A 24949-nucleotide genomic window follows, 5' to 3' on the forward strand; every position below is an offset into this window, starting at 1 on the left:
TCACCGAAACCTTTCTGCCGAAGGATCAGCCACCGCCCGCCGTCCATCCGAAGGTGCTGCGGGACGAACTCGTCGCCGCGGCGGAGTGGGTGTCCGGCTATCTGGGCGAGCTTCCCGCGGGCCCGGTGGTCCGTCCGATGCCACCGGGGCGACGGGCGCGGCTGCGTGCGGGGAAGCTGGGCGCCCGGGCCGGGGACCTGGGCGGGGTGCTCGACTTCGTGCGGGACGAGATCGCCCCCTTTCCCACCGGGAACGGCCACCCGGCCTTCTTCGCCTGGGTCAACTCGCCGCCCGCACCGGCCGGCGTCGTCGCCGAACTGCTGGCCAGCGCCGTCAACGCGACCTGCGGCATGGGCGAGAACGCCTTCATGGACCTGGAACGCGGCACCGTGCGCATGCTCGCCGACCTGGCCGGACTCCCCGACGGCACCGGCGGGGTGCTGACCAGCGGCGGCTCCATGGCCAACCTGCTCGCCCTGGCCGCCGCCCGCACCTGGTTCCTCACCCGCCGCGGCTCCGCCGACGGCCCCGCCTACGACCGCGACCACGCCCGGCTCACCCTCTACTGCAGCGCCCAGGCCCACATGTCCGTGGCCAGGGCCGCGGCCTGCATCGGCCTGCCCGCCCACCGGCTGCGCCCCGTCGCCACCGATGCGCACGACCGCCTGGACCCGGCCGCCCTGCGCGCCGCGGTCACCGCGGACCTGGACGCGGGCCTGCTGCCGTTCTGCACCGTCAGCACCCTGGGCACCACCGCGACCGGTGCCGTCGACCCGCTCGGACCCGTCACGCGGCTGTGCCGGAGCATCGGCATGTGGCACCACGCGGACGGCGCCTGGGGCGGACTGGGAGCCGCGGTGCCGGCCCTGGCACACCTCTACCGGGGGGTCGACGAGCTCGACTCGATGACCGTGGACCCGCACAAGACGCTCAGCGTGCCGGTGGGTTGCGGAGCCCTGCTCGTCCCGGACCCCGAGCACCTGCGCACCGCCTTCGCGCACCGGGCCTCCTACCTCGCCGCCGACGAACCGGACGCGCTGCCCTGGCTGTCCCACACCACGATCGAGCTGACCCGCCCCGGCACCCGGGCGCTGGCCCTCTGGGCCACGCTGCAGCACCTGGGCCGCGACGGCGTCACCGCCCTCATCGAGCAGTACCTGCGCCTCGCCGAACAGTTGCGCGCCCGGATCACGAGCGAGCCCCGGCTGGAACTGCTGGCAGGCGGCCCGTGGCCCGTCGCCTGCTTCCGGGTGACCGACCCGGGCACCGGCGACCCGGACGCCTTCCACACCCGCGTGGCCCGCCGTGTGCAGGACGGCGGACGCGCCTACCTCGCCACCGTCGCCGTGCGCGGGCGCACCGTCCTGCGCGCCTGCCTGTGCAACTACCGCACCACCGAGGACGACCTCGACCTGCTGCTCCGCGAAGTCCTCCACGCCGCCGACACCGGCGGCCGCCCGGCCACCGCCGCGACCGGGCGGCCTCCGGACCCTCGGTGACCCTCGGGCCCACCGACGCCGCGCAGCCCGGAAGCCAACGCGCGAGGACGGCTGCCGCTCATTCCCCGCCGATGCGGCGACCGGTGACCTCGTCCGGAACGACGCGGACCCACAGGGGACGGCTGCCGCCCGCCCACGGGGTGGCCCCCGGGAGCCCGAGCAGCCGTTCCTGCTCGTCCACGTCCTCGACGTGTTGCGCGGTGCCGACCATCAGCACGCTCCACCCCTCGCTCAGCCGGTCGTCGAGGTGGTCGATCTGGAACGACGCCGGTGAGTGGTCCGGCGGTGCGGCCGCACCGCCGGACGCGGTGCGGTAGACGACCGTCCGCCGGTCGACGGCGTAGTTGACCGGGTAGACCGACGGAGCCGGATCGGCGGGCAGGCCCACCCGGCCCACGCCGTGGGTGCCGACCAGGTCCCAGCACTCGGGCTCGGTGAGGTGCCTCAGCAGCGGCCTCACCCCGGCCGCGGCCTCCGACTGCCCCGGCGGGGCGTCCGGCCGGTCCTCCAGGAGGTCCGTCCAGGTCATGCGAAGGGCGGCCGCCACCCGGACGAATCCGGCGGCGTCGAAACCGGGCCCGACCTCCAGCAGGTGCCGCAGGTAGGCGGGCGCCATGGCGGCCTCGCGGGCAAGGGTCTCGTCGTCGACACCGAGCTGGCGCCGGCGTTCGTCGATCCGGCGCGCCACGTCGGCGGCGTTCGCCCGCCGGACGGCTTCGAGATCGGGATTGCGGGTCACGGTGGGCTCCTCGCCTCGTGGTCCGTACGGGTCAGGTCCGGAAGAGCGCGACCTTGAGAGCGCCGTTGTCCCCGGCGGCCGCGAAGACGTCGTACGCCTCCTGCATCTCGTCGAGGCCGAACCGGTGGGTGACCAGGCCGGAGACGTCGATGCGGCCGGCGGCGAGCAGGTCGAGCAGCATCGGGGTGCTGTGGGTGTCGACCAGGCCGGTGGTGATCGTGACGTCCCGGATCCAGAGGTCTTCCAGGTGGAGGACGGCCGCCTTGCCGTGCACGCCGACGTTGGCGACCCGCCCGCCGGGGCGCACCACGGCGGTGCAGAGTTCGAAGGATTCGGGCACGCCGACCGCCTCGATCGCGACATCGGCCCCCAGGCCGTCCCGGCTCAGCCCTCGCAGCGCCTCCGGGGTGGCGTCGGCCACGGTGAGCGTGGTGTCGGCACCGAACCGCGCGGCCGCGTCGAGGCGGCTCCGCGCGAGGTCGACGACGACGATCCGGGCCGGGCTGTAGAAGCGGGCGGTGAGGATCGCGGCGAGTCCGATCGGCCCGGCACCCACGATCACCACGGTGTCGCCCGGTCCGACCCGGCCGTTGCGGACCCCGACCTCGTAGGACGTGGGAAGGATGTCGGCGAGCAGCAGGGCGTCCTCGTCGGTCACGTCCTCGGGCAGCCTGTGCAGGGAGGTGTCGGCGAACGGGGTGCGCACGTACTCGGCCTGGCAGCCGTCGACGAGGTGGCCGAGGATCCAGCCGCCGCCTCCGGTGCACTGGCCGTAGCCCGCGGCGCGGCAGTAGGAGCAGCGGCCGCAGGCGGAGATGCAGGAGACCAGGACGCGGTCGCCGACGGTGACGGTGCGCACGCCGGGACCGGTCCCGGTGACAGTGCCGACGGCTTCGTGGCCCAGTACGCGTCCCTCGGTGACCTCGGGGACGTCGCCCTTGAGAATGTGCAGGTCGGTGCCGCAGATGGTGACCGCGTCGACGCGGACGATCGCGTCCTCGGGGTCGCGGACGGCGGGTTCGGGGACGTCGCCCCAGGTCCGGCGGCCCGGTCCGTGGTAGGTCAGCGCCTTCATTTCCCGGTCACTCCTCTCGGCAGCGGAGCGGCGGTGCCGGTTCCGCTTCCCCCTCCAGCGTTGCGCCCGGCCGGAGTCCCCGCCATCGGTCGGCGGGCCCGCGCGGGCGGACGGGGCTCGGCGCCCCACCTCCACCGTGCGACCGCGACCCGGCCGGCGCTTGGGCCGGTCGGCCCCGAACCCGGGTACGAACGGCCACGACCCGCTGCTGCCGGGGTCAGCGCGGATGCGGGTGGGGACGCTGCTCCGGTTCGGCGTGCGCGGCGAGGCCGTCCGCCCGCCGGTGTCGTTCGACGCCGAGCTCGGCGAGCAGCCGTGAGAGGCGGTGCGCAGACTGGGAGACGACCGCTCGGGCTGGGAGGTGATCCGGTGGAAGCCCCTCGGCCTGCCGGCCGCCCTGTCGTGCCGGACCCGTGGATCCTCCGCTACGAGGGCTTCGACCCCGCCGAGGAGGGTCTGCGGGAAGCGCTGTGCGCGGTCGGCAACGGGTATCTGGTCACCCGGGGCGCGGCGCCCGAGGCGGTCGCCGACGGCGTGCACTACCCGGGCACCTACCTGGCCGGCTGCTACCACCGTGCCGCCTCCACCGTGGCGGGACGGACCGTCACCAACGAGGACCTGGTCAACGGCCCGAACTGGCTGCCGTTGACCTTCCGTCCGCCCGGCGGCGACTGGTTCACCGGTCCCCCGGCCGAACAGACCCTGGAGCTGGACCTGCGCCGGGGTGTGCTGACCCGCACCGCCCTGGTGGTGGACGGGCGGGGACGCCGGACCCGGCTGGTGCAGCGGCGTTTCGCCAGCCAGGCGAGGCCGCACCTGGTGGCCCTGGAGAGCACCTTCACCGCGGAGAACTGGTCCGGGCCACTGGAGGTCCGCTCGGCCCTGGACGGCGTCGTCGCGAACACCGGCGTCGCCCGATACCGGGGGCTCACCGCCCACCATCTCGTCCCGACGGCCCAGGGCACGGACGAGGACGGGGACGGTTCGTCCTGGGTGGAGGTCACCGCCACGGACTCACCGCTGCGGATCGCCGTCGCCGCGCGGACCTGGCCACGCCCGGAAGCGCTCACCGTCGCGTGGGAGTGCCGCCGGGGCTGGGCGGCCGAGATTCGCACGCTGGAGCTGTCGCCCGGCCGGCCCGTCACGGTCGAGAAGGTCGTGGCGCTGCACACCTCCCGCGACCCGGTGGCCGGCAGCCCGCTGGCCGCCTCCCGGCGCCTCGCCGCCGGGGCCGGGAGTTTCACGGAGCTGCTCGCCGAGCACGAGCAGCACTGGGCCGAGCTGTGGCGCCGCTGCCGGGTCGAGGCCGACTTCGACGGTGCGGGAGCGCTGAACCTGGCGCTGTTCCATGTGCTGCAGACCTGCTCGGAACACTCGGCCGCCCTGGACGTCGGCGTTCCCGCCCGGGGCCTGCACGGGGAGGCCTACCGGGGCCACGTCTTCTGGGACGAGCTGTTCGTGCTGCGGCTGCTCGACCTGCGCTTCCCGGAGCTGGCACGCTCCGTGCTCCACTACCGCCACCGCCGGCTGGCCGCCGCCCGGCGGGCCGCGCGGGAGGCCGGGTTCCGCGGCGCGATGTACCCGTGGCAGAGCGCGAGCGACGGTCGCGAGGAGTCCCAGCAGCTTCACCTCAACCCGCTCTCGGGCCGCTGGCTGCCCGACCACAGCCATCTGCAGCGCCACGTCGGCTCGGCGGTGGCGTACAACGTGTGGAAGTACTACGAGTCCACGGGTGATCTGGAGTTCCTGTCCTCGGCCGGAGCCGAGACGATCCTGGAGATCGCCCGCTTCTGGTCCTCCGCGGCCGTGTTCGACCAGGGCCGGGACCGCTGGTCGATCCGCGGTGTCCTCGGCCCCGACGAGTACCACGACGCCTACCCCGGCGCCGACCGCCCCGGACTGGACGACAACGCCTACACCAACGTCCTGGCGTCCTGGGTGCTGGCCCGGGCGCAGGACGCGCTCCGGGCGCTGCCGGGACGCCGCAGCGGCGAGCTGCGGGAGCGGCTCGCCCTGGACGACGCGGAGCTCGCCCGCTGGGAGGAGGTCGGCCGACGGCTCCACGTCCCCTTCCACGAGGGGGTGCTGAGCCAGTTCGACGGCTACGAGCGCCTCGCTGAGCTCGACTGGGCGGCCTACCGGCGCCGCTACCCCGACCTGCGCCGGCTCGACCGGATCCTGGAGGCCGAGGGCGACACCGTCAACCGGTACAAGGCCTCCAAGCAGGCCGACGCGCTGATGCTCTGGTACCTGTTCTCCGCCCGCGAGGTCCGTGACCTGCTGCGGCGGCTGGGCCACCCCGCGCCGCACGAACTGTTCCGGCGCACCACCGGCTACTACCTCCGGCGCACGGTGCACGGCTCGACCCTGAGCTCGGTCGTCCACGCCTGGGTGCTCACCCGGGCGGACCGCAGGGCGTCCTGGCGCCACTTCCGCGACGCCCTGGTGGCCGACCTCCAGGACTCCCAGCACGGCACCACCGCGGAGGGCATCCACCTGGGCGCGATGGCGGGCGCGGTCGACCTGCTGCAGCGCTGCTACACCGGGCTGGAGGTCCGGGAGGACGGGCTGCGGCTGGACCCGCACCTGCCGTCGGCGCTCGGCCGCCTGGAACTCGAGCTGTGCTACCGGGGGCACCGGGGTGTGGTGATCACCGTCGGCCGGCACACCGCCACCGTGGCGCTGCCGGCGGACGGGCCCGGGCCGGTCCGGATCCACTGCCGCGGCACCACGGCCACCCTGGGCCCCGGCGGGAGCCGCGTCTTCCGGCTCTGACCGACGCGGGCCGGGCCGGAAGTGCTCACCGAGTACCCGCCGACAGCCCGCCCGCTCCCTGGCCCCGAAGACCGCCTTCCTCCCCCGCCTGCCTCACGCCCCCCTGCGCACCACCAGCCTCGTCGAACGAGCCGGTGCGGCGGCCACTGACGACCGGCCCTCGAAGACTCTCGACGCCGGCCGCCTCCTCCGGCCGGCCTCCACGAGGCCGACCCGCGACGGCGGGTGCTCGGTGGCCGAATGGCATAGCCTGAATCCGGGCACGGCTGCGGAGCACGGAGGTGCCGACGATGAACCGTTCCGTCGTGGTGGGCGTGGATCCGTCGGGGCCGAATCGGACGGCCGTCGACTGGGCCGCCGCCGAGGCGCTGGCCCGGGGAGCCGATCTGCGGCTCGTCCATGCCCGGTCCGGAGGCGCCTCCGAGGACGAGGCACAGATTCTGGACCGGGAGTGGACCCGGGTCGCCGGTGAGCACCCCGGACTCACCGTCGTGGCCGAGCTAGTCGACGGGGCGGCGCGCGAAGCACTGACCGACGCCGCAGCGGATGCCGCGCTCCTCGTGGTCGGTGCCCGAGGATCCGGTGGGTTCGCCGGCCTGCTCGTCGGCTCGACCACTCTGTACGCGGCCGCCCATGCGCCCTGCCCGGTGGCCGTGGTCCGCGACGCCGCACCCGTGGAGCGCGGAGTGGTGGTGGGAGCAGAGGGCAAGGACGGCGAGGGCCCGGTGCTCGAGTACGCCTTCGAAACGGCCCGGCGGCAGTCCTGGCCACTGCTGGTGCTGCACACCTGGAGCTACCCGCTGGTCCTGGTCTCCGGACACGACGTTCCCCCGGTGTACGAGAAGGCACACGTCGGGGCCGAACACGAACGACTGCTCGCCGAGGTCCTGGCGGGCCGGCGCGAGCGCTTCCCGGACGTGCCGGTCACCACCTCGGTCGTCCACTCCGGGGCCGCGAAGGAACTGGTGGCGCTGTCGGAGCGGAACGGACTCGTCGTGGTGGGCCGCCGGGGGGAGCCCGGTGGTCCGATCGGCCGGCTCGGATCGACCAGCCAGGCGGTCGTCCAGCACGCGCGGGGCCCGGTGGTGGTCGTACCGGTGTGAGGTCACCCACCGTCGGCGCCGCCGCGGCCCGGCGCCGGCCGGCCCGACCGCGCCCGACACGGCGGCCGGTGATCGGCCCCGTTCCGCGGGCGACAGCGGTCGGCAGGCCGAGGACGGGATGCCTACGCTGGTGAGGGGACTCGGGCGACACCCGTGGAGGAATGCCGTGGACGCCGATCCGGAGGATTCCACGCCGGTACCCCGGCTGCGACTGGACGAACTCCTCGACGAGCTCCAGGCGCGGCTGGACGCGGCGCGCGGGACCCGCGACCGGATCCACAGCCTCCTGGAGGCGGTCCTCGCGGTCGGCCGCGACCTGGAGCTCTCCCAGGCCCTGCGGCACATCGTGGAGGCGGCCGTCACCCTGGTGGACGCCGAGTACGGCGCCCTGGGAGTCATCGGTGAGGACCGGCGACTGTCGCAATTCGTCCCGGTCGGGGTCAGCGAGGACCAGGTGAGGCGGATCGGGGACCTCCCGTCCGGGCACGGTGTGCTGGGCGAGCTGATCCGCCACCCCGAACCACTGCGGCTCGACCGGATCGCCGACCATCCGGCCTCCTACGGCTTCCCCGCCAACCATCCGCCCATGAGCACCTTCCTCGGGGTGCCGATCCGGATCCGCGGCAAGGTGTTCGGCAACCTCTACCTGACCGAGAAGCGCGGAGGCGCCGGCTTCGACGCGGAGGACGAATCGGTGCTGGCGACCCTCGCCGTCGCAGCCGGGGTGGCCATCGACAACGCCCGGCTCTACGCGCAGGGCCGACTGCGCGAGCGATGGCTGGCGGCGAGTGCGGAGGTCACCAGCAGGCTGCTGTCCGGCAGCCCGGAGCCCGAGGTGCTCGACCTGCTGGTGTCGCGAGCCACCGAGATCTCCGGTGCGGACCTGGCCGTGGTCGCCCGGCCGCTCCCGGCGACCGACGAGCTGGAGGTCCGGATCGCCGTCGGTCTGGGCGAGCGTCGGCACCAGGACCTCGTGGTCCCGGTACGGGGCTCCTTCGTCGGGGCCGCGGTCCTCACGGGTGGGCTGGTCACGAGCGCGGACGTGCGGACGGATCCGAGGATCACGGCCGGTCCCCCGCGCTGGGAGGGCCTGGGCCCGGCCGTCGCGGTGCCGATCGGCACGGACGAGCACGGCGTCCGGGGTGTGCTGATGCTCGCCCGGGCGGCCGGCTCCCCGCTGTTCGGCGAGGACGAGTCCGGGCCGCTGCTGGGCTTCGCCGGCCAGGCCGCCGTGGCGATGGAACTCGCCGAACGGCGGCGCGAGTCCGAACAGATCAGCCTGCTCCAGGACCGCGACCGGATCGCCCGGGACCTCCACGACCTGGCCGTCCAGCGGCTCTTCGCGACCGGCATGACCCTCCAGGGAGCGACCCGCTTCATCGACCACCCCGAGGCGGCCGACCGCGTCCTGCGGGCCATCGACGACCTGGACGAGACGGCCCGGACCATCCGTGCCACCATCTTCGGCCTGCGCCTGCGGACCACCGGCCCGGCCGCCTCGGGTCTGCGCGGGCGGGTGACGGAGACGGTCGAGCGGGTGGCGCGGACGCTCGGCTTCACTCCGGCCGTGCGGATGACCGGTCTGCTCGACGTCACCGTTCCCGGACCCGTCGCCGACGCCGCGGTGGCGGTCCTGGAGGAGGCGCTCTCCAACGCCGCCCGGCACGCGAGCGCCGGTTCCGTACAGGTCTCCCTCACCGCCGGGGCGGACCTCACGCTCACCGTCACCGACGACGGGATCGGGCTGCCCGAGGGCGGACGGCGCAGCGGCCTGACGAACCTCGCCGAACGGGCCACGGCCCTGGGCGGTACCTTCACCGCCGACCGCCGACCCGGGGGCGGCACCGAACTGGTCTGGCGGGTGCCGCTGCCGACACCCTAGGCGCCCGGCTCCAGGACATCGCGGACGGCCAGGCGCGGCGTGGGGGTGCCCTCGGGGCCGTAACCGAGGCGGATCAGCATCTGGACGTGGCCGGGGCCCCGGTGCGGCTCACGGGCGGCCCATCGCAGGTACGGCCACTCCATCGCCTGGTGGAACAGGGACGCGCGGACGCCGCGCACGGTGGCCGCGAGCAGCACGTGCTCCAGGGCGAGTCCGGCTCGCAGCCAGTCCGCACGCGCGTCGCGGTCGGTGACCAGCACGGCGATCCGCGGTTCACTCTCGAAGGTGGCGGCGGTGCGGTGCTCCGGGGGACGCAGGGCGGTGAAGTCGCGCATGGGCAGGTGCCCCTCCCGGTCCTTCGGGCCGATCGCCCGGGCGGGGATGCCGTAGGGCGGCAGTTCACCGCTGTGGACCCAGTTGCGGCTCTCGGCCCGCCGGCCGGCGTCACCGGTGCCGCGCCGCTCGGCCTCCGCGGTGAGGCCCAGGAGGCGGGCCGTCTCCTCGTGTCCGGGCAGTTCGAGGTGGGCGTCCTCCTCCCGGGCCGCCACCACGAGTTCGTCGAGCACCGCCGGCGGGACGGGGTCGCCGGAGAAGGGCGTCCGGATCGAGTGGCGGCGCCAGATCGCCGTGTAGAGCGCTTCGGCGCCGGGCAACTGGACCCGTGCCGAGGTGTCCAGGCGGACCGCGGCCAGGAGGTCGGGATCGGCCGGGTCCGGCAGCAACCGCACCTCCGGGGCCCAACCGAGGTGCCTGGCCGCGACCCTCAGGTTGAGCACGGCCGCGCCGACGGAGATGTGCAGGGCCCGTCCTGTCGGGTCCGTCGCCGGAACGGCCCGCTCCCCGGCGGCACGGACCTCCAGCGTCGAGGTCTCCGGCCGGAGCCCGAAGCGCCACGGCTGGCTGTTGTGGATCGAGGGCGCGGCGACCGCCGCGGAGACGAGGCTCTCCAGAGCGGCGGCGTCGAGGGCGATGGTGGACATGGCCGCCTCCGGAAGGTTGGCACCGGCTCGGTGGCCGGTCCGGACGGTGAGGCTCTTCGCCTCGTCTCCACCCTGCTTCGGCGGCCCGACGGGCGCTTGGGCCGGTCGGCCCTCTCCCGTGGCCCGACCGGCTCCCCGGGGTCAGGCCGGATTCGAGTGCGGCTGCCCGGATTCGGGGGGGTGGGTCCGCGTGTGCCGCGAGGACGGCGGCCTGGAGGCGTCGCTCCACGCCCAGCTTGGCGAGCAGCCGCGAGACGTGGTTCTTCACCGTCTTCTCCGCGAGGTAGAGCTCCCGGCCGATCTCGCGGTTGGTCTTCCCCTCGCCCACCAGGGCGAGGATCTCGTGCTCCCAGGGGGTGAGCTGAGCCAGCGCCGCCTCGGTCGGGGACTGCTCGTGGTGGCGCAGGCTCTCCATCAGTCTGCGGGTGGTGGCGGGGTCGAGCATGGACTGGCCGGAGGCGACCGTCCGGACCGCGCTGAGCAGGTCGGTGCCCTTGACCTGTTTCAGAACGTAGCCGGCGGCGCCGGCCATGATCGCGTCGAGCAGCGCGTCGTCGTCGTCGAACGAGGTCAGCATCAGGCACGCCAACCCGGGCATGCCGTCCCGCAGCTCCCGGCAGACGGTCACACCGTCGCCGTCCGGCAGCCGCACGTCGAGGACCGCCACGTCCGGGCGCAGTGCCGGCACCCGGGCGAGGGCCTGGGCGCACGTGGCCGCCTCACCGACGACTTCGAGGTCCGGCTCGGCGTCCAGCAGGTCGCGCACGCCGCGCCGGACCACCTCGTGGTCGTCGAGCAGGAAGACCCGGACGGGCCGCGGCGCCCGGGCGGCATCGGTCGTGTCCATCGGGCTGCTCCCTCGCCACGCCCGGCCGCCCGGTGGCGGAACCGGTCATGCCACCGATTCTCGGTCCCGCGGCCGGACTCCGCAGCGGGGAGCGGCGGGAGCACCGTGCCCGGTCGGGTCACGCCGGGGCGCCCAGCCGGACCTCGACCCCGACGACGCCGGGCACGGACCGTACCAGCCGTTCCAGCACCGGTACCGACAGCGCCTCCGGCAGGGTTCCGGAGAGCGTGATCCGGCCGTCCTCGGCGTGGACGCCGGCTTCGACGGCGGTGGCCGGGCCGAGGGTCGCGGCCAGTTCGAACCGCACCCGGTCCACGAGGTCCCGGTCGTCCGCGAGATGGACCTTGAGCAGGTCGCCGCGGCTGACGACGCCGACCAGGTAGTCCTCGCCGTCGACCACCGGGAGTCGCTTGAGATGGCCCCGGGCCATCACCCGGCCCGCCTCGGCGAGCGGGCTGCCCGGGTGCACGGTGACAGCGGGGACGGACATCATCCGTCCGGCCGTCAGGGCATCGGCCCGGTCGCCGTCGTAGTCCCGGGCGATGAGCAGATCCGCCTCCGAGACGACGCCGACGACCCTGTCGTCCCCGGTCAGCACCGGGACGGCGCTGACCTGCCAGCGTCGCAGGGTCTCGGCGACCTCGCGGAAGTCGGCGTCGCGGCCGACGGCGACGACCGCGCGGGTCATGACGTCGGCGACGGTGTCCGGTGTGCGGGTCATGACGGCCTCCTAGGTTGCCGCGCGGTAGGCGCGGGGGTGTTCGAGCCGGGGGTCGGTGTCGTCCTCGGTCCAGTCGAGCGTGCGGTGGACGGCGACGACGCCGTCCACGGCGCGGCAGAGCCGCTCCGCGACGGGTATCAGGCTGCGTCGGGGCAGGCGTCCGGTCAGCGAGACGACCCCGTCCGTGACGGTCACCCGGACGGCGTCGGGCGCGAGCCCGAGGGTCCGGTCGAGGATGTCGTGGACGATCTCCTCCCGGACGGCCGCGTCGTGCCGCAGGAACACCTGCAGCAGGTCGCGCCGGCTCACGATGCCGACCAGGCGCCCGGCCTCGTCGACCACCGCGAGGCGCTTGACCCGGTGCTTGTCCATCGCCCGGGCGGCCTCGGCGACCGTCCAGCCGGCGCGGGCGGTGACGGCCGGGCTCGTCATCAGCCCGCCGGCCGTCTCCGCCTCGGCCCGGGCCCGGTCCGCGGCGTCGAGCCAGCGGCCCGGGTAGTGCCCCTCGGGGTCGGGCAGCACGGCCGCCTTGCGGATCAGGTCGGCCTCGGAGACCACCCCGAGCGGCCGGTCCTGGTCGTCCAGTACCGGGATCGCGGTGATGTCGTTGCGGTGGAACAGCGCCGCGATCTCCTTGAACGGCGTGCCGGGCCGGGCGGTGACGACCTCACGGGTCATCACGTCGTTGACGCTGCGGTGCTGCATCGTCCTCAGTCCTCCTCGGAGTCCGCGCTCGGGCCCCGATCGGGGCCTGCCTTCACTGTCCGCCTGCGCGCCACCGTCGGACAGGGCCGGACGGTCCCCGCCGGCAGGGCCGGTTCGGCCCAGGACAGCGGGTCCCGGCGACCGGAGGACGGGAGCATCCGAGTCCCGAGGGAGATCGCCATGACCACGGACACGACGACGGACACGACGACGGACGCCGGCGACACCGGGCCACGGCCAGGCCGGGCCGGGCCGGGCCTGCTGACCTTCCTCCGCCCGGTCCGCTACTCCAGGATTCGATCCTCCCGGACCGCCCCGGCGGCTCCTCCTTCCCGGCCGTGGCGGCCCGGCGCCGCGACGGGTGCCGGGCGGCGCAGCCGTCGCAGGTAGGGGTCGTAGGAGGGCCTGGGTTCGAGGCGGATCCGGGCGTCGACGCACACGGCGCCGTCGGGGCGGGCGATCACCGGGTTGAGATCGGCCTCGACGAGTTCGGGGAGGTCGGCGGCCAGCCGGGACAGCCTGGCGAGCACCGACCGTACGGCGGCGAGGTCGACCGGCGGCGCACCGCCGTGGCCCGCCAGCAGGGGCTCCGTACGGAGGTCGGTGACCATCGTGGTGAGGTCGCGCTCGGTGAGCGGGGCCAGCCGGGCCGTGCGGTCGGCCAGGACCTCGGTCGCGGTGCCGCCCGCGCCGAGGACGACAAGCGGGCCGAACACCCGGTCCTGGACCACGCCCGCGAGCAGTTCGACGCCGGGTGCGGCCATCGGCTGGACCACGGCACCGGCCAGCCTCGCACCGAAGGAGCGGGTGAACTCCCGGTAGGTGGAACGTACTTCGCTCTCCCCGGCGAGGCCGGTGCGGACCGCCCCGGCCTCGCTCTTGTGCACCTGCCCCGGCCAGTACGCCTTGAGCACGGCCTTGCCCTCGTACCCGAGCCGGCCGAGGCCCGCCGCGGTGACGACCGCGGTGTGCTCGTCGCGTGCCCAGACCGAGGTGATCAGCGGGAGTCCGTAGCTCTCCAGCAGGTCGGCGGTGGCGAGAGGGTCCGGCCAACCGCCCTCCGGATGCGTGTCGAGGTACCCGTCGACGAGGCTGCGGGCGACAGCCAGGTCGCAGCCCGGGGCCTCGGCCTCGGGTGACGGCGGTTCGGCCAGCAGGCGGGCGCGGTCGCGAGCGTGGGCGAGGGCCCGGGCCGCGGCGGCGACGTCCGAGTAGGCCGGGAGCACGCCGCCGTCCGCACAGGTCAGGTAGCGGATCGGCACCTGCTGGTCGAGCAGCACGGCCGCCAGCGGGACGGGACGGGAGGCCGGTCCCTCCAGCAGGGCGCGCAGCGGATCGCGCCCCTGGGCGGTTCCGAGGGCCGTCGGCACCAGGCAGACCAGGATCGCGTCGATGGCCTCCTCCCGTTCCAGTGCGCGGAGGAACAGGGTGAGTTCGGCCGGAAGCACCGCCGCCGTGGTGTCCACCGGGTTGCGCACACCGGCGCCCGGTGGGAGCAATCTCGCGAGCTCGGCCGGGAGTTCCGGGAGTTCGAGTCCGGCCTCGGCGCAGGCGTCGGCCGCGAGGACGCCGATGCCGCCCGCGTTGGAGACCACCGCGATCGCACCGCGCGGCGCCGGGAGCGGCTGGGCGTGCAACAGGCCCGCGGTCGCCACGAGTTCGTCGATGCTGCGGGTGGCGGTGATGCCGGCCTGGTGGAACAGGGTCTCGCGGACGACGGTGGGTGTGGCAGCGGCTGCGGTGTGCGAGGCGGCTCCGCGGCGCCCGGCCTCCGAGCGGCCCGCGTCGACCGTCAGCACCGGCATCCGCCGGGTGACCCGGCGGGCCGTGCGGGCGAAGGCCCGCGGGTTGCCGAAGGACTCCAGGTGCAGCAGCGCGAGGTCGGTGCGGCCGTCCTGCTCCCACCACCGGAGCAGGTCGTTGCCGCTGACGTCGTACTTGTCGCCGAGGGAGACGAAGCCGGACACGCCGACGCCCAGCCAGGCCAGCCGTTCCAGCAGGGCGATCCCCACTCCGCCGCTCTGCACGGCCACCCCGGCGGTGCCCGGCAACGGGAAGGCCCCGCCGAACTCGGCGTCCAGCCGGACGGCGGGGTCGGTGTGGGCGATGCCGAGGCTGTTCGGCCCGACCAGGCGCATGCTGTGGCGTCGGCAGCTGTCCAGCAGTTGCCCGGACTGTTCGGCACCGAGCCCGGCGGTGAGGACCAGCAACGCGCGAACGCCGGCCCGGCCGCACTCCTCGGCGACGGCGGGTACGGCGGCGGCCGGGACGGCGAGCACCGCGAGATCCGGAACCCCCGGAAGCGCTCCGACGGACGGGTACGCGGGCTCGCCCGCGATCGAGTCGGCGCCGGGGTTGACCGCCCACGCGGGACCGGTGAAACCGCCGTTCCGGATCCGGTCCAGGACAGCCCGGCCGACCGATCCCTCCCTGCGGGAGACACCGACCACGGCGACCGAGGCCGGGCGCAGCAGCGCGGCGAGGCTGGCCACGTCGGCCCGGCGCCCCCGTTCGTCGACGGCCTCGCGGTAGTGCTCGTCGGACTCGTCCAGGGGGACCCGGACCCGGACCTCGCCCTGTTCGTAGCGGCGCCGGACCGGAAGGCCGAGGTCCGCGAAGACCTTGTGCACGGAGCGGTTGCCGGTCAGGGCGTCGGCCTCGAAGAAGCGCACCCCGCGTTGCCGGGCGGCGTGGATCAGGTGTTCCAGGAGGAGTGTGGCAACGCCCCGGTGGTGCCAGCGATCGGCGACCACCAGGGCCAGTTCCGCGGTCTGCGGCGGCTCGTCCAGCAGCTCGCAGTCCGCTTCGCCGACGAGTTCGTCGCCGGCCCAGGCTCCGAGTGTCAGCAGGCCGTCGCGCGGCGGCCCGCACAGGCGGTCGGTGGCCGTCCCGGGTGCGGTGCGGCTGACGCCGAAGAAGCGCATCCGCCGGCTCTCGTCCGAGAGGCCGGTGGTGTAGAGGCCGAGGACGGCCTTCCGGTCGTCGGCTGTGATCGTGCGGATCCGGACGGTGGTCCCGTCGGCGAGCAGAGCCGCCTCGGTCCCGGCACGCGGAGCGGGAGCAGTGGACATGGCAGCCTCCTCGGGCCTTCGTCGGACCCTTCCAGCCTCCGCGCCCGCCACCGCCCGGGGCCAGGGCCGACCGGCCCCGGCGGGCGGGGCGATGGGCTTCGACTCCGGAACAGGCGCCCGCTGCCGCTCGACCCCGCCGACGGCCGCGCTGGTGCCACTCACCCATGCCCACCCGGAACCACGGCGGTTGTGTGCGAATACCTGAACCGGTACCGGGCTCGGCACCGCCCCCGACGTCCTTCGGCCGTACGCCGTGAGAAGCCGCATCGTCCGTGTCAGGTGGTGTCCCGGGCCACCGGCTCGAGGCTTCCCTGGTCCAGCCGGAACGGCGGGTAGGAGTCGGTCATCAGGGCCGCGTACGCCGCCACCCTGAACACCCAGCGGTTGAGGCCGACGACGAGGTCGAAGAGGCCCGGCGGGTAACGCCTGGTGGCGGCCAGCGCCACCCCCGCGAACAGTGTCAGCAGTCCGATCAGCCCGCCACCGCCCCAGCCTTCGTGGTATCCGCCCACGAAGAGTCCGACGACGAGGTACTGCGGCAGAGCCAGCAGCCACCACTTCACCAGCACCAGCCCTCTGGAGAGCTCGCCAGGCCGGGCGACGTACAGCGTGGCCGGGTAGTCGGGCTCCTCACCGAGGCTGAACGGCGGATACCGGTCGGTACCCAGGCCGCCGCAGGCGTAGTAGGACACCCGCCACGACCAGCGCAACACGCCCAGGTTGAAGTCGAACACCCCGCGCGGGTAGCGGCCGGTGAACAGGATCGCGAAGAACGCGACCACGGTGAGCAGCACGAAGCCCACCCACAGGAAACAGAGGACGATCCAGTGCGGGACGGCCAGGATCCACTTGACGAGCCAGAGCCAGCGCGAGAGCGGCAGGTCGAGCCGGGCTTCCACCCGAACGGGCGGCGGGGTGGCGGTGGCCACGGCGATCACCTCCGGAGTGACGCGCCGCCGTCAGCGGGTGCCGGAGCGGTGCGTTCTCGGACACCTTCATCGTCCCTCCGGGGCGGGAAGTCCGCGAGAGTCGACCGGCCGTGCACGAGGCACGTGGAGGGCGGGGAGTGGAACGGACAGGGCGCTGCAGCCTGGGCGGCTTCGGCCGCTCGGCACAGTCGGTGAGCGAGGTGAGCCATGGACCAGGGCACTCCGGTGGCGGGCGGCATCGTGGTCGGAGTGGACGGGTCGCCCTCGTCGCAGAAGGCGCTGCGGTGGGCCGTCGAGCAGGCGCGGCTGACCGGTGCCACGGTGGAGGCGGTCCTCTGCTGGACGCTCCCGACGGTGTACGGGCGCGCTCCGATGTCGGTCGACCGGGAACTCGGCCGTGCCGCGGCCTGGGAGGCTTCGTGGGCACCCTGCTCGGTTCCGTGAGCAGGCGCTGCGTGGAGCACGCCCACTGCCCCGTGGTCGTCGTCCGCGGCACACCCGCCTGAGGCCCCGCCCCACCGACCGGGGCCGACCTTGTTGCCGCCCGGCCCGGCCCGCCGTTCAACAGGGTCGCCAGGCCATGCCACCGCGCATCGCCTGCCCCACCATGGAAGGAGGGACCACGCTCCACATCGGCTCAGGACCATGACAGCCCCGGCCGGGAGCGGTCGTCGGCCGGCGCGGGGGCCGGGTGTCGGACCGACCGCCGCCGTCCCCGATGACCCACGCCCCGACCCTGGAGGGCCCTGTGAACGGACCGATCGTGGTGGGCTTCGACGGCTCGCCCGAGAGCGTGGCCGCGGCCGCTTGGGGAGCCCGCGAGGCGCTCCTCCGCGGACTGCCGCTCGAACTCGTCCAGGCCTGGCCGTGGCCGAGGACCGACGTCCTCGGCAGCGACGACGCGATCAGCTGGAGCCGGAAGAAGCTGGCCGCGAAGGAAACGGAGCTCCGAGCCGTCCTCACCGCCGGCGCCGGAATCACCTCGGCGCACGTCCACCAGGATCCGGCCCAGGCTCTCGAAGCGGCCGGACGGAACGCCACCGTGCTGGTCCTCGGCTCGCGCGGGCTGAGCACCGTCCGCGGCTTCCTGGTCGGCTCGGTGAGCCAGGAGGTGCTGCGCCGGGCGCGGTGCCCGGTCGTGCTGGTCCGGGCGGAGGAGGACGGAGAGGCGACCGCGCCGCCGGATGCCGCCGACGGCGACGTCGTCCTCGGTCTCGACCTCAAGCACCCCTGCGACGACGTCATCGCCTTCGCCTTCGAGGCCGCCGGGCTTCGCGCGGCGCACCTCCGGGTCGTCCACACCTGGGCGCCACCGATCAGCAGCGAGTACACGGCGCTCGCCGCCGTCGGCAGCATGTACGGGGAGCTGGCCGCCGTCGAGCAGCGACGGCTCACGGAAACGCTCGCCCCGTGGAGGTCGCGCTGTGCCCAGGTGACCGTGAACGCGACGCTCGTCCGCGACAACGCGGCGGCCGGTGTCGTCGAGGCCTCGGCCGGCGCCGCCCTCCTCGTGGTCGGCCGCCGGATCCGGCGCTCACCGATCGGCGCCCACATCGGCCCGGTCGCACACGCCGCCATCCACCACGTGAAGTGCCCGGTCGCGGTCGTCCCCTACGACTGAGCCGGACGCCCAACAGGCCGTACTCCATGGGTCGGCGTTCGGGCGCCGCCCGCCTCTTCGCGGCCGCCGACCTGGTACCGCGCCGAGGAGGCCGACGCGCGGTCCCGGCAGTGAACACGCACGTAGAAGAAGCCGGTGCGTGATCAGATGGGAAGCCGCGCCCCGTACCGGGCGAACGGCGGTCACCTCGACACTCCCTCTGCCGGATGTGGTCGGACTTCGCGGTGGGAGGAGATCCATGGCGCGCCACGGCGACGGCACGGGCCGGTCCCGGCTCCGTTTCGTGCCCGCGGTGCCGGGAGCGACCGTGCTCAGGGGCTACCGGCAGGGTCGGCTGCGTGGCGACGTGGTGGCCGGTCTGACGGTCGCGGCGTACCTGGTTCCCCAGGTCATGGCGTACGCCGGGGTCGCGGGCCTGCCGCCGGTCGCGGGCCTGTGGGCGATCCTGCCGGCGATCGGGGTGTACGCGCTTCTCGGCTCGTCCCGGCTGCTGTCGGTCGGACCCGAGTCGACGACCGCGCTGATGACCGCCACCGTGGTCGGACCGCTCGCGAGCGGGGACCCCGGACGTTACGCCGTCCTCGCCGCGACGCTGGCCGTCGTGGTCGGAGGCCTGTGCCTGGTGGCGTGGGCGCTGCGGCTCGGCTTCGTCGCCGACCTGCTCTCGAAGCCTGTCCTGATCGGCTATCTGGCCGGGGTCGCCCTGATCATGACGGGCGATCAGCTGGAGCGACTCACAGGTGTCCCCGTGACGGGTGAGCGCTTCCTTCCACAGCTGTGGTCCTTCGCCCGGCACCTGCCCGAGGCGAACGCGGCCACCACCGCCCTGAGTGCCGTCACCCTGCTTCTCCTGTTCACCGCGGCGCACTACGTCCCTCGGCTGCCCGCGCCCCTGCTGGCGGTCGTCCTGGGTACGGCGGCGGTGGCCGCGTTCGACCTGGAGCAGCACGGCATCGACACGATCGGAGCGATTCCCGGCGGGCTCCCCCACTTCTCCTGGCCGGACCTGGGCGACCTGGACCGGCTGGTGCTGCCCGCCGTCGGCGTCCTCCTGGTCGGCTACACCGACATGATCCTCACCGCGCGGGCCTTCGCGTCAGAGGGCAGCGGGGGCAGCGAGGGCAGCGGGGAGCGCCTCGACGCCGACCAGGAGCTTCTCGCCCTGGGCAGCGCGAACCTCGGTGCGGGTCTCCTCTCCGGGTTCCCCGTCAGCAGCAGCGCCAGCCGGACCGCGCTCGCCAGGTCGACGGGCGGACGCACCCAGGTGTACTCGCTGGCCGCCGGCGCGTGCGTCCTCGCGGTGCTCCTCTTCCTCGGTCCGCTGCTGGGGGACCTGCCGGTACCCGTACTCGGTGCCGTCGTGGTGTTCGCCGCTGTGCGGATGGTCGACCTGGCGGGTTTCCGCAGGCTTGCCTCCTTCCGCCGGCGGGAACTGGTGCTGGCCATCACCTGCACGGCCGGTGTCCTCGTCCTGGACATCCTGTACGGCGTGCTGGTGGCCGTGGCGCTGTCGGTGACCGAACTGCTGAGTCGGGTGGCGCGACCGCACGACGCGGTCCAGGGACTGGTACCCGGCCTGGCCGGCATGCACGACGTCGACGACTACTCGAAGGCCCGCACCATTTCCGGCCTGGTGGTGTACCGCTACGACTCCCCGCTGTTCTTCGCCAACGCCGAGGACTTCCGCCGCAGGGCGTTGGCCGCCGCCGCCGACGGGACGGCCCCGGTGCGGTGGTTCGTCCTCAACACCGAGGCCAACGTCGAGGTCGACATCACCGCGCTGGACTCGGTGGACGCGCTGCGCCGGGAACTCGACCGGCGTGGCATCGTCTTCGCCATGGCCCGCGTCAAACAGGACCTGCGCGACCAACTGGACGCGTACGGCCTGACCGAGTCCGTCGGTCAGGGGCGCATCTTCCCCACACTGCCCACCGCGGTGGAGGCGTACCGGCTCTGGTGCGACTACCACGGAGGCAGTGCGGACGCCTGACCTGCGGACGGCCGATCCGATCCTCCTGCTCCGGCTCCCGGAGGTCCGGCCCGCCCCGGGGCGGGTTCACCGGCGCCGGGACCAGAGGGGCTCCACCCGCTCCCAGTCCGGATCCCAGCTCCGCTCGGCCCGGCGGTCCAGGGTGCGGCGGTGCACCGTGTGTCCGACGACGGCGAGGGAGACGAGGCCGACGGCCGTCCCGACGCCGAGGACACCGGCATCCGAGAGGACCGCGGCGGCGGTCCGGGCCCCGGCTGCCGGCACGCCGCTGTCGTCCAGCCGGATCGCCACCGTCGAACCGACCGGGGTCCCCGCGGCCACCTGGACGGTGCCGGTGCCGGGCCCGACGGGGTAGGCCCATCGGGCCGGGGCACGGGCACGGGCGCTTCCGGTCCGGAGGTCGTCGGTCACCGCGGGGCCGACGGTCGTCGCGGTGACGGCGTGCCGGTGCCTCGCCGTCTCCTGTTCGGCCTGCGTCTCCACCCGGAACACCAGCACCGCCACGGCCGCGCCGACGGCGACCAGCAGCGCGAGGACGAGCGGCAGGGCGAGTGCCGTACGGCTCCGGGCCCGGTCGACCGGGCGGCACAGCGGATTGCGGTCGAGGCCGGAGGCGCGGCGGACCTGGGTGCGGAGCGACGTGTGCGCGGCCGTTCGCTGCTGCGTGGTCATGGCGCACCTCCTCGGAGCGGGGCCGCCCGGTCGTCGGCCGTACCCCCAGTCTTCCGACGCCGCCACCGGACGACCCAGGGTCCGGCGGGCCCGCCACCGGGGCCGATCGGCCCCTGCCCCGCGGGGTCGGAGGTGGTGCCGTGGAAAGCAGGGGGAGCCGTCCACCGGGCCCTCTACGTCCGAGGCCGCGGTGAAGACCTGCCCCCGCCCCCTCAAGCACACCCGGTGCGCCGCAGCGTCTTTGCAGAGAGCGCGCCGCCCTCTCCGGTGACAATGTGCCTGAGCACCGGCTCGGCGTATCCGCCCGGTCGGAGTCACGCCACGATCCGGGCGAGGTCGCGGGGCAATGCCGACCGCGTTGCGGCTTCCTCCGTCCGCGGTTCCGGTGCGTCCGGTGGAGAGTGGGCAGACCGGTGGCGTGTCGCCCCGGGAAGGCTCGCGGTGCGGGCAGCACCGAACGTCCCGGGCGCTGCTGCCGGTCCTGTCGGTCATCGCGGCAGTCGGCCTGCCCGCGACGCCCGCGCGGGCCGCCGCCGAGCTGTCCACCGCCGAACTGTCCGCCGTCGCGGGCCGCGTGGTCGGCCGCGACCGGCGGCCCTCGGGCGCCGCGGGTCGCTGCCCTCCAAGGTGACGACCCGCGGCACGTAACGGTCACCCCACTACGGGGTGGTCACTTCGCCTCGTTCCAGGCGGAGGCGGCCGGTGTGCTGCTGTTGGCGGCGAAGGTGGACTCGTCGAGGTCGATGTCGGCGTAGAAGACGCCCAGGTCGTAGCCGTCGCCCTGGGTGTTGACGGTGACGGTGATGGAGGTGTCGCCGTTGCGCAGGAACCGGGAGACGTTCCAGCGGTTGGTGTCGTAGCCGAAGTTGTTGCGCGGGGCGGGGTTGCGGGCGAACGTCCCGCTGGAACCGGGGGCGCCGACGGTGGAGTTGAAGGCGTCGTCCGCCGGGTGGTCGGCGTCGGTGAACCGGGTGAGCGGGCCGTTGGTGGACTTCACGTCCAGGGTGTCGCCGGTCCACTTGTGGTCGCCGTCGTAGACGACCCAGCCGAGGTGGCCGGTGACCGGGCCGGTGGCGGGTGTGCGGATGCCGTTGAGGGTGCCGGTCAGGGCGGGGCTGTTGGGCAGTTCGGGCTGGAAGCCGTCCCACAGGTGGACGTGCCGCAGCGGCGCGCAGGGGTCCTCGTAGGCGATGGCGATGCTCCAGCCGCCCCAGCTGTGGGGCTTGACCACGGAGTCCATGTTCGCGCCGGTGTAGGTGCCGGTGCCGTGGCTGCGGACGAGGTCGGTGATGTCGGCGGAGGCCTGGTAGCTGCTCTCCTCGTCGGTGGTGATGTAGCCGATGGACGGCTGCTGGTTGGCGATGTTGGTGTAGTCGGCGTCGCCGGGGAACTTCAGGTAGATCTCGTCGATCCGGCTCTCGGGCAGGACGGTGTCGCCGATGCCGCGGGTTCCGCCCCAGTAGAGGCGGGCGTACTTCACGCTCGCGCCCGGGGGGAGGTTGAGGTCGGCGGAGCTGGCGGAGTAGATCGGGTCGCCGAGCGGGCCGATGGAGCCGGGGTCGATGTTGACGTACTTCATCTCGTAGTTGTTGTTGATCGGCCGGGTGCCGGCGCCGGTGCGGGCCTGCTCGCAGGGAGGCTGGGCGGGGTCGACGGGAGGCTTGGTCTCGTCGCACGTCATCAGGGCGTTGCCGATGTGGGTGACGGAGCCGTGGAATTCGCCCTGGAACCGGGTCGTGAAGGGCAGCCGGTTCTCGATGATGGTCGTCGCGGCGCGGTGGCCCCGGGCGGGTTCGGTGCCGCGCGAGTGGGCGCTGGGCACGGCGAGCGCGCAGGTCGCCGAGGCGACGGCGACCGCGACGGCGAGCGTGCGGCGGGCAGAGGGGGTGGTACGGGGATGTGGCAACGGGTCCTCCGGTACGAGGCGCTTGCGGGAATGTCCTCCACAGGAGCACGCTCCGGGCCGTTCATCGGTCGATTCCCCCGAACGAGGGCGCGCCCGGAAGCCGTGAGCAACGAATGGGCCGCGTCCACCTGAACCGATGTCGTACCCCTGGTCCCGTCCGCGGGCCGTTCGGCCGGGGACCCGGACCGAACGGCCCACGCCCGGGCACCCGCCGCCGGGCCAGCCTGGTGGTGACGACCGGTGAGAACCGACGAGAGGTGACAGCCTCCCGGGAGGTAGCCGATCGACGGCGCCACCCGCCGGTGGTCCGCGACCGGGTCCGGTCCCAGGACCCGGACCGCGCCCGCACTCGGCCGGAGCAGCCCCGCCAGGCAGCGCAGGGTCGTGGTCTTCCCCGCTCCGTTCGGTCCGAGCAGTCCGAACACCTCGCCCCCGCCGACGTCGAGGTCCAGGCCGTCGACGCCGACACTGCGGCCGTACCTCTTGGTGAGCGATCCGAGCTCGATCACCGCCGTACGCCACCTCCACTCCCGGTCAGTGCTCGGCCTCCCACCGAGCTTCGAGCCGCCGGGTGCCGTCCGCCCCCACGACCGGTCGCCAGGTGGCACTCAGCCCGGCGCCGCGGCGAGCGGCACCCGCCGTGTGCGCGGCCGACGCCCCGCCCACCGCCTGAAGGACGCTGCTGTCGAGCGGGCTGTCCGCGATCCTGCGAACGATCGCCGGCAACGCCGACAGGACCGACCCTGCGGCCTCCCGGACACGGATGCCGGAGTGGAACGGCCGGCGTCGGAACACACTGACAACGGCCACGTGGACCTCATTCCCGGTAGGGCATCTCCCGATGCGGCAGGACGACCGACCCGACGCGACTCCGGGGTTTCCCGGGCCCTCCGCCCAGGTCTCCCGACCCTGCGGGTCTCAACAGCTCGAACACCCCGAGGCTAGAACGGGCCGGTCCGCCACCGACCCGCCCCTGACACTTCCTTGACTCCACCGGGGCCGTTGCTGACGACACACTGACGCGGGAGTCGGTCGCCCGGAGCGTGAGTCCCCAACGCCCCGTCAACCACCGGGTGGCGGATCCAGCCCGCCGACCTGCACCCCGTCCGTGCGGGACCCGGGATGCGGACCGGCACGGGGGCAGGACGTGCTCACGGGTGTTCAGCAGCAGTCGCAGCCCGCCCGGCAGCCGCAGGTGTCCGGCACGCCGGTGGGCGGGGTGAGGACCGCAGGTGCGCAGCAGCCCTTGCCCTGCCAGGCGTCGCGGCCTTCCTTGAGGGCGACGGCGGCGATGACGAGGGCGGCGACGGGGTCGGCCCAGGTCCAGCCGAGGGTGGCGTTGAGGAGCAGGCCGGCGAGCAGGACGGCGGAGAGGTAGGTGCAGAGCAGGGTCTGCTTGGAGTCGGCGACGGCGCTGGCGGAGCCGAGTTCGCGTCCGGCCCTGCGCTGGGCGGCGGACAGGAACGGCATGATCGCCAGGGAGAGGGCGGCGATGACGATGCCGGGGAGGGAGTGTTCGGCCTCGCCGGTGCCGGTCATGGCCCGGATCGAGTCGAGGGCGACGTAGGCGGCGAGGGCGAAGAAGGAGACGGCGATGATCCGCAGGGTGGTCTTCTCGCGCGCTTGGCGGACGGCGTGGTCGCGGGCGGAGAACTGCCAGGCGACGGCGGCGGCGGAGGAGACCTCGATGACGGAGTCCAGGCCGAACCCGATCAGCGCGGTGGAGGAGGCGAGGGTGCCGGCGGTGAGGGCGACGACCGCCTCGATCACGTTGTAGCTGATCGTCGCGGCGACCAGCAGCCGTATGCGCCGCGCGAGCGCGTCGCGGCGGGCCGGGGACGGCCCGAGGGCGAGCACCGCCATCTCAGCAGCAGCCCTTCTCGGCGGCCTCGGCGCAGGTGCGGTCGTCGGCGACGGCGACCACGGCGGTGCGCAGGTCGTCCAGTGCATGTCCGAGCCGCTCGTCCGCGAGTTCGTAGCGGGTGCGGCGCCCGACGGGGACGGCCACGACGAGGCCGCAGTCGCGCAGGCACGCCAGGTGGTTGGACAGGCGGGTGCGGGAGACGCCGAGGGCTTCGGCGAGGTCGGCGGGGTGAGCCGGGGCCTCGCGCAGGGCGAGCAGGATGCGGCAGCGGATCGGGTCTGCCAGCGCCCGCCCGAATCGGGTCAGGGCTTCCAGGTCGGAGGCGAGGGTCAGCATGCCCAGAACAGTACACATACTTGTGGATTCACAAAACTCTGAACTCTGGATCAGCCGCGGCCCGGCCGCCGGGCCCAGTCCAGTTCCGCGGAGCGGCCGCCGCCCGGCCGGTCGGCCGTGGTGAGGCGCACGGTCGTCGCCCGTCCCCGGGTTTCGCCGACCGACACACAGCGGTGCGCGCGGTACGCGGTAGGGGTAGCCCCACCGCGAAGCGGGGGGACAGCAAGATCCACT

General features: G+C 74.2%; 19 protein-coding genes and 2 pseudogenes. 8 read left to right on the forward strand and 13 right to left on the reverse strand.

Features of this window, described 5'->3' with window-relative positions; genetic code table 11:
- The first annotated feature begins 53 nt into the window (after positions 1–53).
- A complete protein-coding gene (locus ACW14Y_RS03515; RefSeq protein ID WP_456985826.1) occupies positions 54–1499 on the forward strand; it encodes a pyridoxal phosphate-dependent decarboxylase family protein in 1446 nt (481 codons plus the stop codon).
- Positions 1500–1557: 58 nt separating this feature from the next.
- Here the strand turns inward: ACW14Y_RS03515 and ACW14Y_RS03520 are convergent, their stop codons facing one another.
- Together ACW14Y_RS03520 and ACW14Y_RS03525 are read right to left on the reverse strand one after the other, a co-directional pair.
- On the reverse strand, positions 1558–2238 hold the full coding sequence (locus ACW14Y_RS03520) for a pyridoxamine 5'-phosphate oxidase family protein (RefSeq protein WP_456985827.1): 681 nt from the start codon (positions 2236–2238) through the stop codon (positions 1558–1560).
- 31 nt (positions 2239–2269) lie between these two features.
- Positions 2270–3313: an alcohol dehydrogenase catalytic domain-containing protein gene (locus tag ACW14Y_RS03525; RefSeq protein ID WP_456985828.1), complete on the reverse strand. Its 1044-nt coding sequence runs from the start codon at positions 3311–3313 to the stop codon at positions 2270–2272.
- A 369-nt stretch (positions 3314–3682) separates the two neighbouring features.
- Between ACW14Y_RS03525 and ACW14Y_RS03530 the strand changes: the two genes are divergently transcribed.
- From ACW14Y_RS03530 to ACW14Y_RS03540, 3 genes are all read left to right on the forward strand, one after another.
- On the forward strand, positions 3683–6088 hold the full coding sequence (locus ACW14Y_RS03530; RefSeq protein ID WP_456985829.1) for a glycoside hydrolase family 65 protein: 2406 nt from the start codon (positions 3683–3685) through the stop codon (positions 6086–6088).
- 290 nt (positions 6089–6378) lie between these two features.
- Entirely contained in the window at positions 6379–7191 is an 813-nt protein-coding gene (locus ACW14Y_RS03535) for a universal stress protein (protein ID WP_456985830.1), read from the forward strand.
- 118 nt (positions 7192–7309) lie between these two features.
- Positions 7310–9073: a GAF domain-containing protein gene (locus ACW14Y_RS03540; protein WP_456985831.1), complete on the forward strand. Its 1764-nt coding sequence runs from the start codon at positions 7310–7312 to the stop codon at positions 9071–9073.
- On the opposite strand, the gene ACW14Y_RS03545 is transcribed toward ACW14Y_RS03540, so the two are convergent.
- From ACW14Y_RS03545 to ACW14Y_RS03570, 6 genes and pseudogenes are all read right to left on the reverse strand, one after another.
- Positions 9070–10053 carry an Acg family FMN-binding oxidoreductase gene (locus tag ACW14Y_RS03545; RefSeq protein ID WP_456985832.1) on the reverse strand — a complete coding sequence of 328 codons (984 nt, stop codon included), beginning with the start codon at positions 10051–10053 and terminating at the stop codon, positions 9070–9072. The two genes, ACW14Y_RS03540 and ACW14Y_RS03545, sit on opposite strands and share 4 nt — an antisense overlap.
- A 181-nt stretch (positions 10054–10234) precedes the next feature.
- Positions 10235–10900: pseudogene (locus ACW14Y_RS03550) on the reverse strand (response regulator); the annotation flags it as partial.
- Between the two features lie 118 nt (positions 10901–11018).
- Positions 11019–11621: a CBS domain-containing protein gene (locus ACW14Y_RS03555; protein WP_456985833.1), complete on the reverse strand. Its 603-nt coding sequence runs from the start codon at positions 11619–11621 to the stop codon at positions 11019–11021.
- A gap of 9 nt (positions 11622–11630) precedes the next feature.
- On the reverse strand, positions 11631–12326 hold the full coding sequence (locus ACW14Y_RS03560; RefSeq protein ID WP_456985834.1) for a CBS domain-containing protein: 696 nt from the start codon (positions 12324–12326) through the stop codon (positions 11631–11633).
- 284 nt (positions 12327–12610) lie between these two features.
- Positions 12611–15397 (reverse strand): bifunctional acetate--CoA ligase family protein/GNAT family N-acetyltransferase, encoded by a 2787-nt coding sequence (locus ACW14Y_RS03565; RefSeq protein WP_456985835.1) that lies wholly within the window; start codon positions 15395–15397, stop codon positions 12611–12613.
- Between the two features lie 275 nt (positions 15398–15672).
- A complete protein-coding gene (locus tag ACW14Y_RS03570; RefSeq protein WP_266315136.1) occupies positions 15673–16326 on the reverse strand; it encodes a DUF4389 domain-containing protein in 654 nt (217 codons plus the stop codon).
- A gap of 207 nt (positions 16327–16533) precedes the next feature.
- Here ACW14Y_RS03570 and ACW14Y_RS03575 point away from each other — a divergent pair, with 207 nt between their 5' ends.
- The 4 genes from ACW14Y_RS03575 to ACW14Y_RS03590 all read left to right on the forward strand — a co-directional run bounded on the left by ACW14Y_RS03575 (position 16534) and on the right by ACW14Y_RS03590 (position 19937).
- Positions 16534–16770: a universal stress protein gene (locus ACW14Y_RS03575; protein WP_456985836.1), complete on the forward strand. Its 237-nt coding sequence runs from the start codon at positions 16534–16536 to the stop codon at positions 16768–16770.
- The gene (locus tag ACW14Y_RS03580; RefSeq protein ID WP_456988049.1) at positions 16767–16832 is read left to right on the forward strand and encodes a hypothetical protein; all 66 of its coding nucleotides are present in this window, start codon (positions 16767–16769) and stop codon (positions 16830–16832) included. The genes ACW14Y_RS03575 and ACW14Y_RS03580 overlap by 4 nt, the downstream gene beginning before the upstream one ends.
- Before the next feature lie 242 nt (positions 16833–17074).
- Positions 17075–17947, forward strand: a complete 873-nt coding sequence (locus ACW14Y_RS03585; RefSeq protein WP_456985837.1) for a universal stress protein — start codon at positions 17075–17077, stop codon at positions 17945–17947.
- A 238-nt stretch (positions 17948–18185) separates the two neighbouring features.
- A complete protein-coding gene (locus tag ACW14Y_RS03590) occupies positions 18186–19937 on the forward strand; it encodes a SulP family inorganic anion transporter (RefSeq protein ID WP_456985838.1) in 1752 nt (583 codons plus the stop codon).
- A 66-nt stretch (positions 19938–20003) separates the two neighbouring features.
- Here the strand turns inward: ACW14Y_RS03590 and ACW14Y_RS03595 are convergent, their stop codons facing one another.
- The 5 genes and pseudogenes from ACW14Y_RS03595 to ACW14Y_RS03615 all read right to left on the reverse strand — a co-directional run bounded on the left by ACW14Y_RS03595 (position 20004) and on the right by ACW14Y_RS03615 (position 24715).
- Positions 20004–20609 (reverse strand): Rv1733c family protein, encoded by a 606-nt coding sequence (locus tag ACW14Y_RS03595; RefSeq protein ID WP_456985839.1) that lies wholly within the window; start codon positions 20607–20609, stop codon positions 20004–20006.
- A 670-nt stretch (positions 20610–21279) separates the two neighbouring features.
- Positions 21280–22515, reverse strand: coding sequence for a hypothetical protein (locus ACW14Y_RS03600; protein ID WP_456985840.1), 1236 nt, complete (start codon positions 22513–22515; stop codon positions 21280–21282).
- 203 nt (positions 22516–22718) lie between these two features.
- Positions 22719–23123: pseudogene (locus tag ACW14Y_RS03605) on the reverse strand (ATP-binding cassette domain-containing protein); the annotation flags it as partial.
- A gap of 553 nt (positions 23124–23676) precedes the next feature.
- Positions 23677–24378, reverse strand: a complete 702-nt coding sequence (locus ACW14Y_RS03610; RefSeq protein ID WP_456985841.1) for a cation transporter — start codon at positions 24376–24378, stop codon at positions 23677–23679.
- A gap of 1 nt (position 24379) precedes the next feature.
- A complete protein-coding gene (locus tag ACW14Y_RS03615) occupies positions 24380–24715 on the reverse strand; it encodes an ArsR/SmtB family transcription factor (protein WP_380303557.1) in 336 nt (111 codons plus the stop codon).
- Positions 24716–24949: the final 234 nt, after the last annotated feature.

The sequence above is a fragment of the Kitasatospora sp. cg17-2 genome (assembly GCF_054031055.1).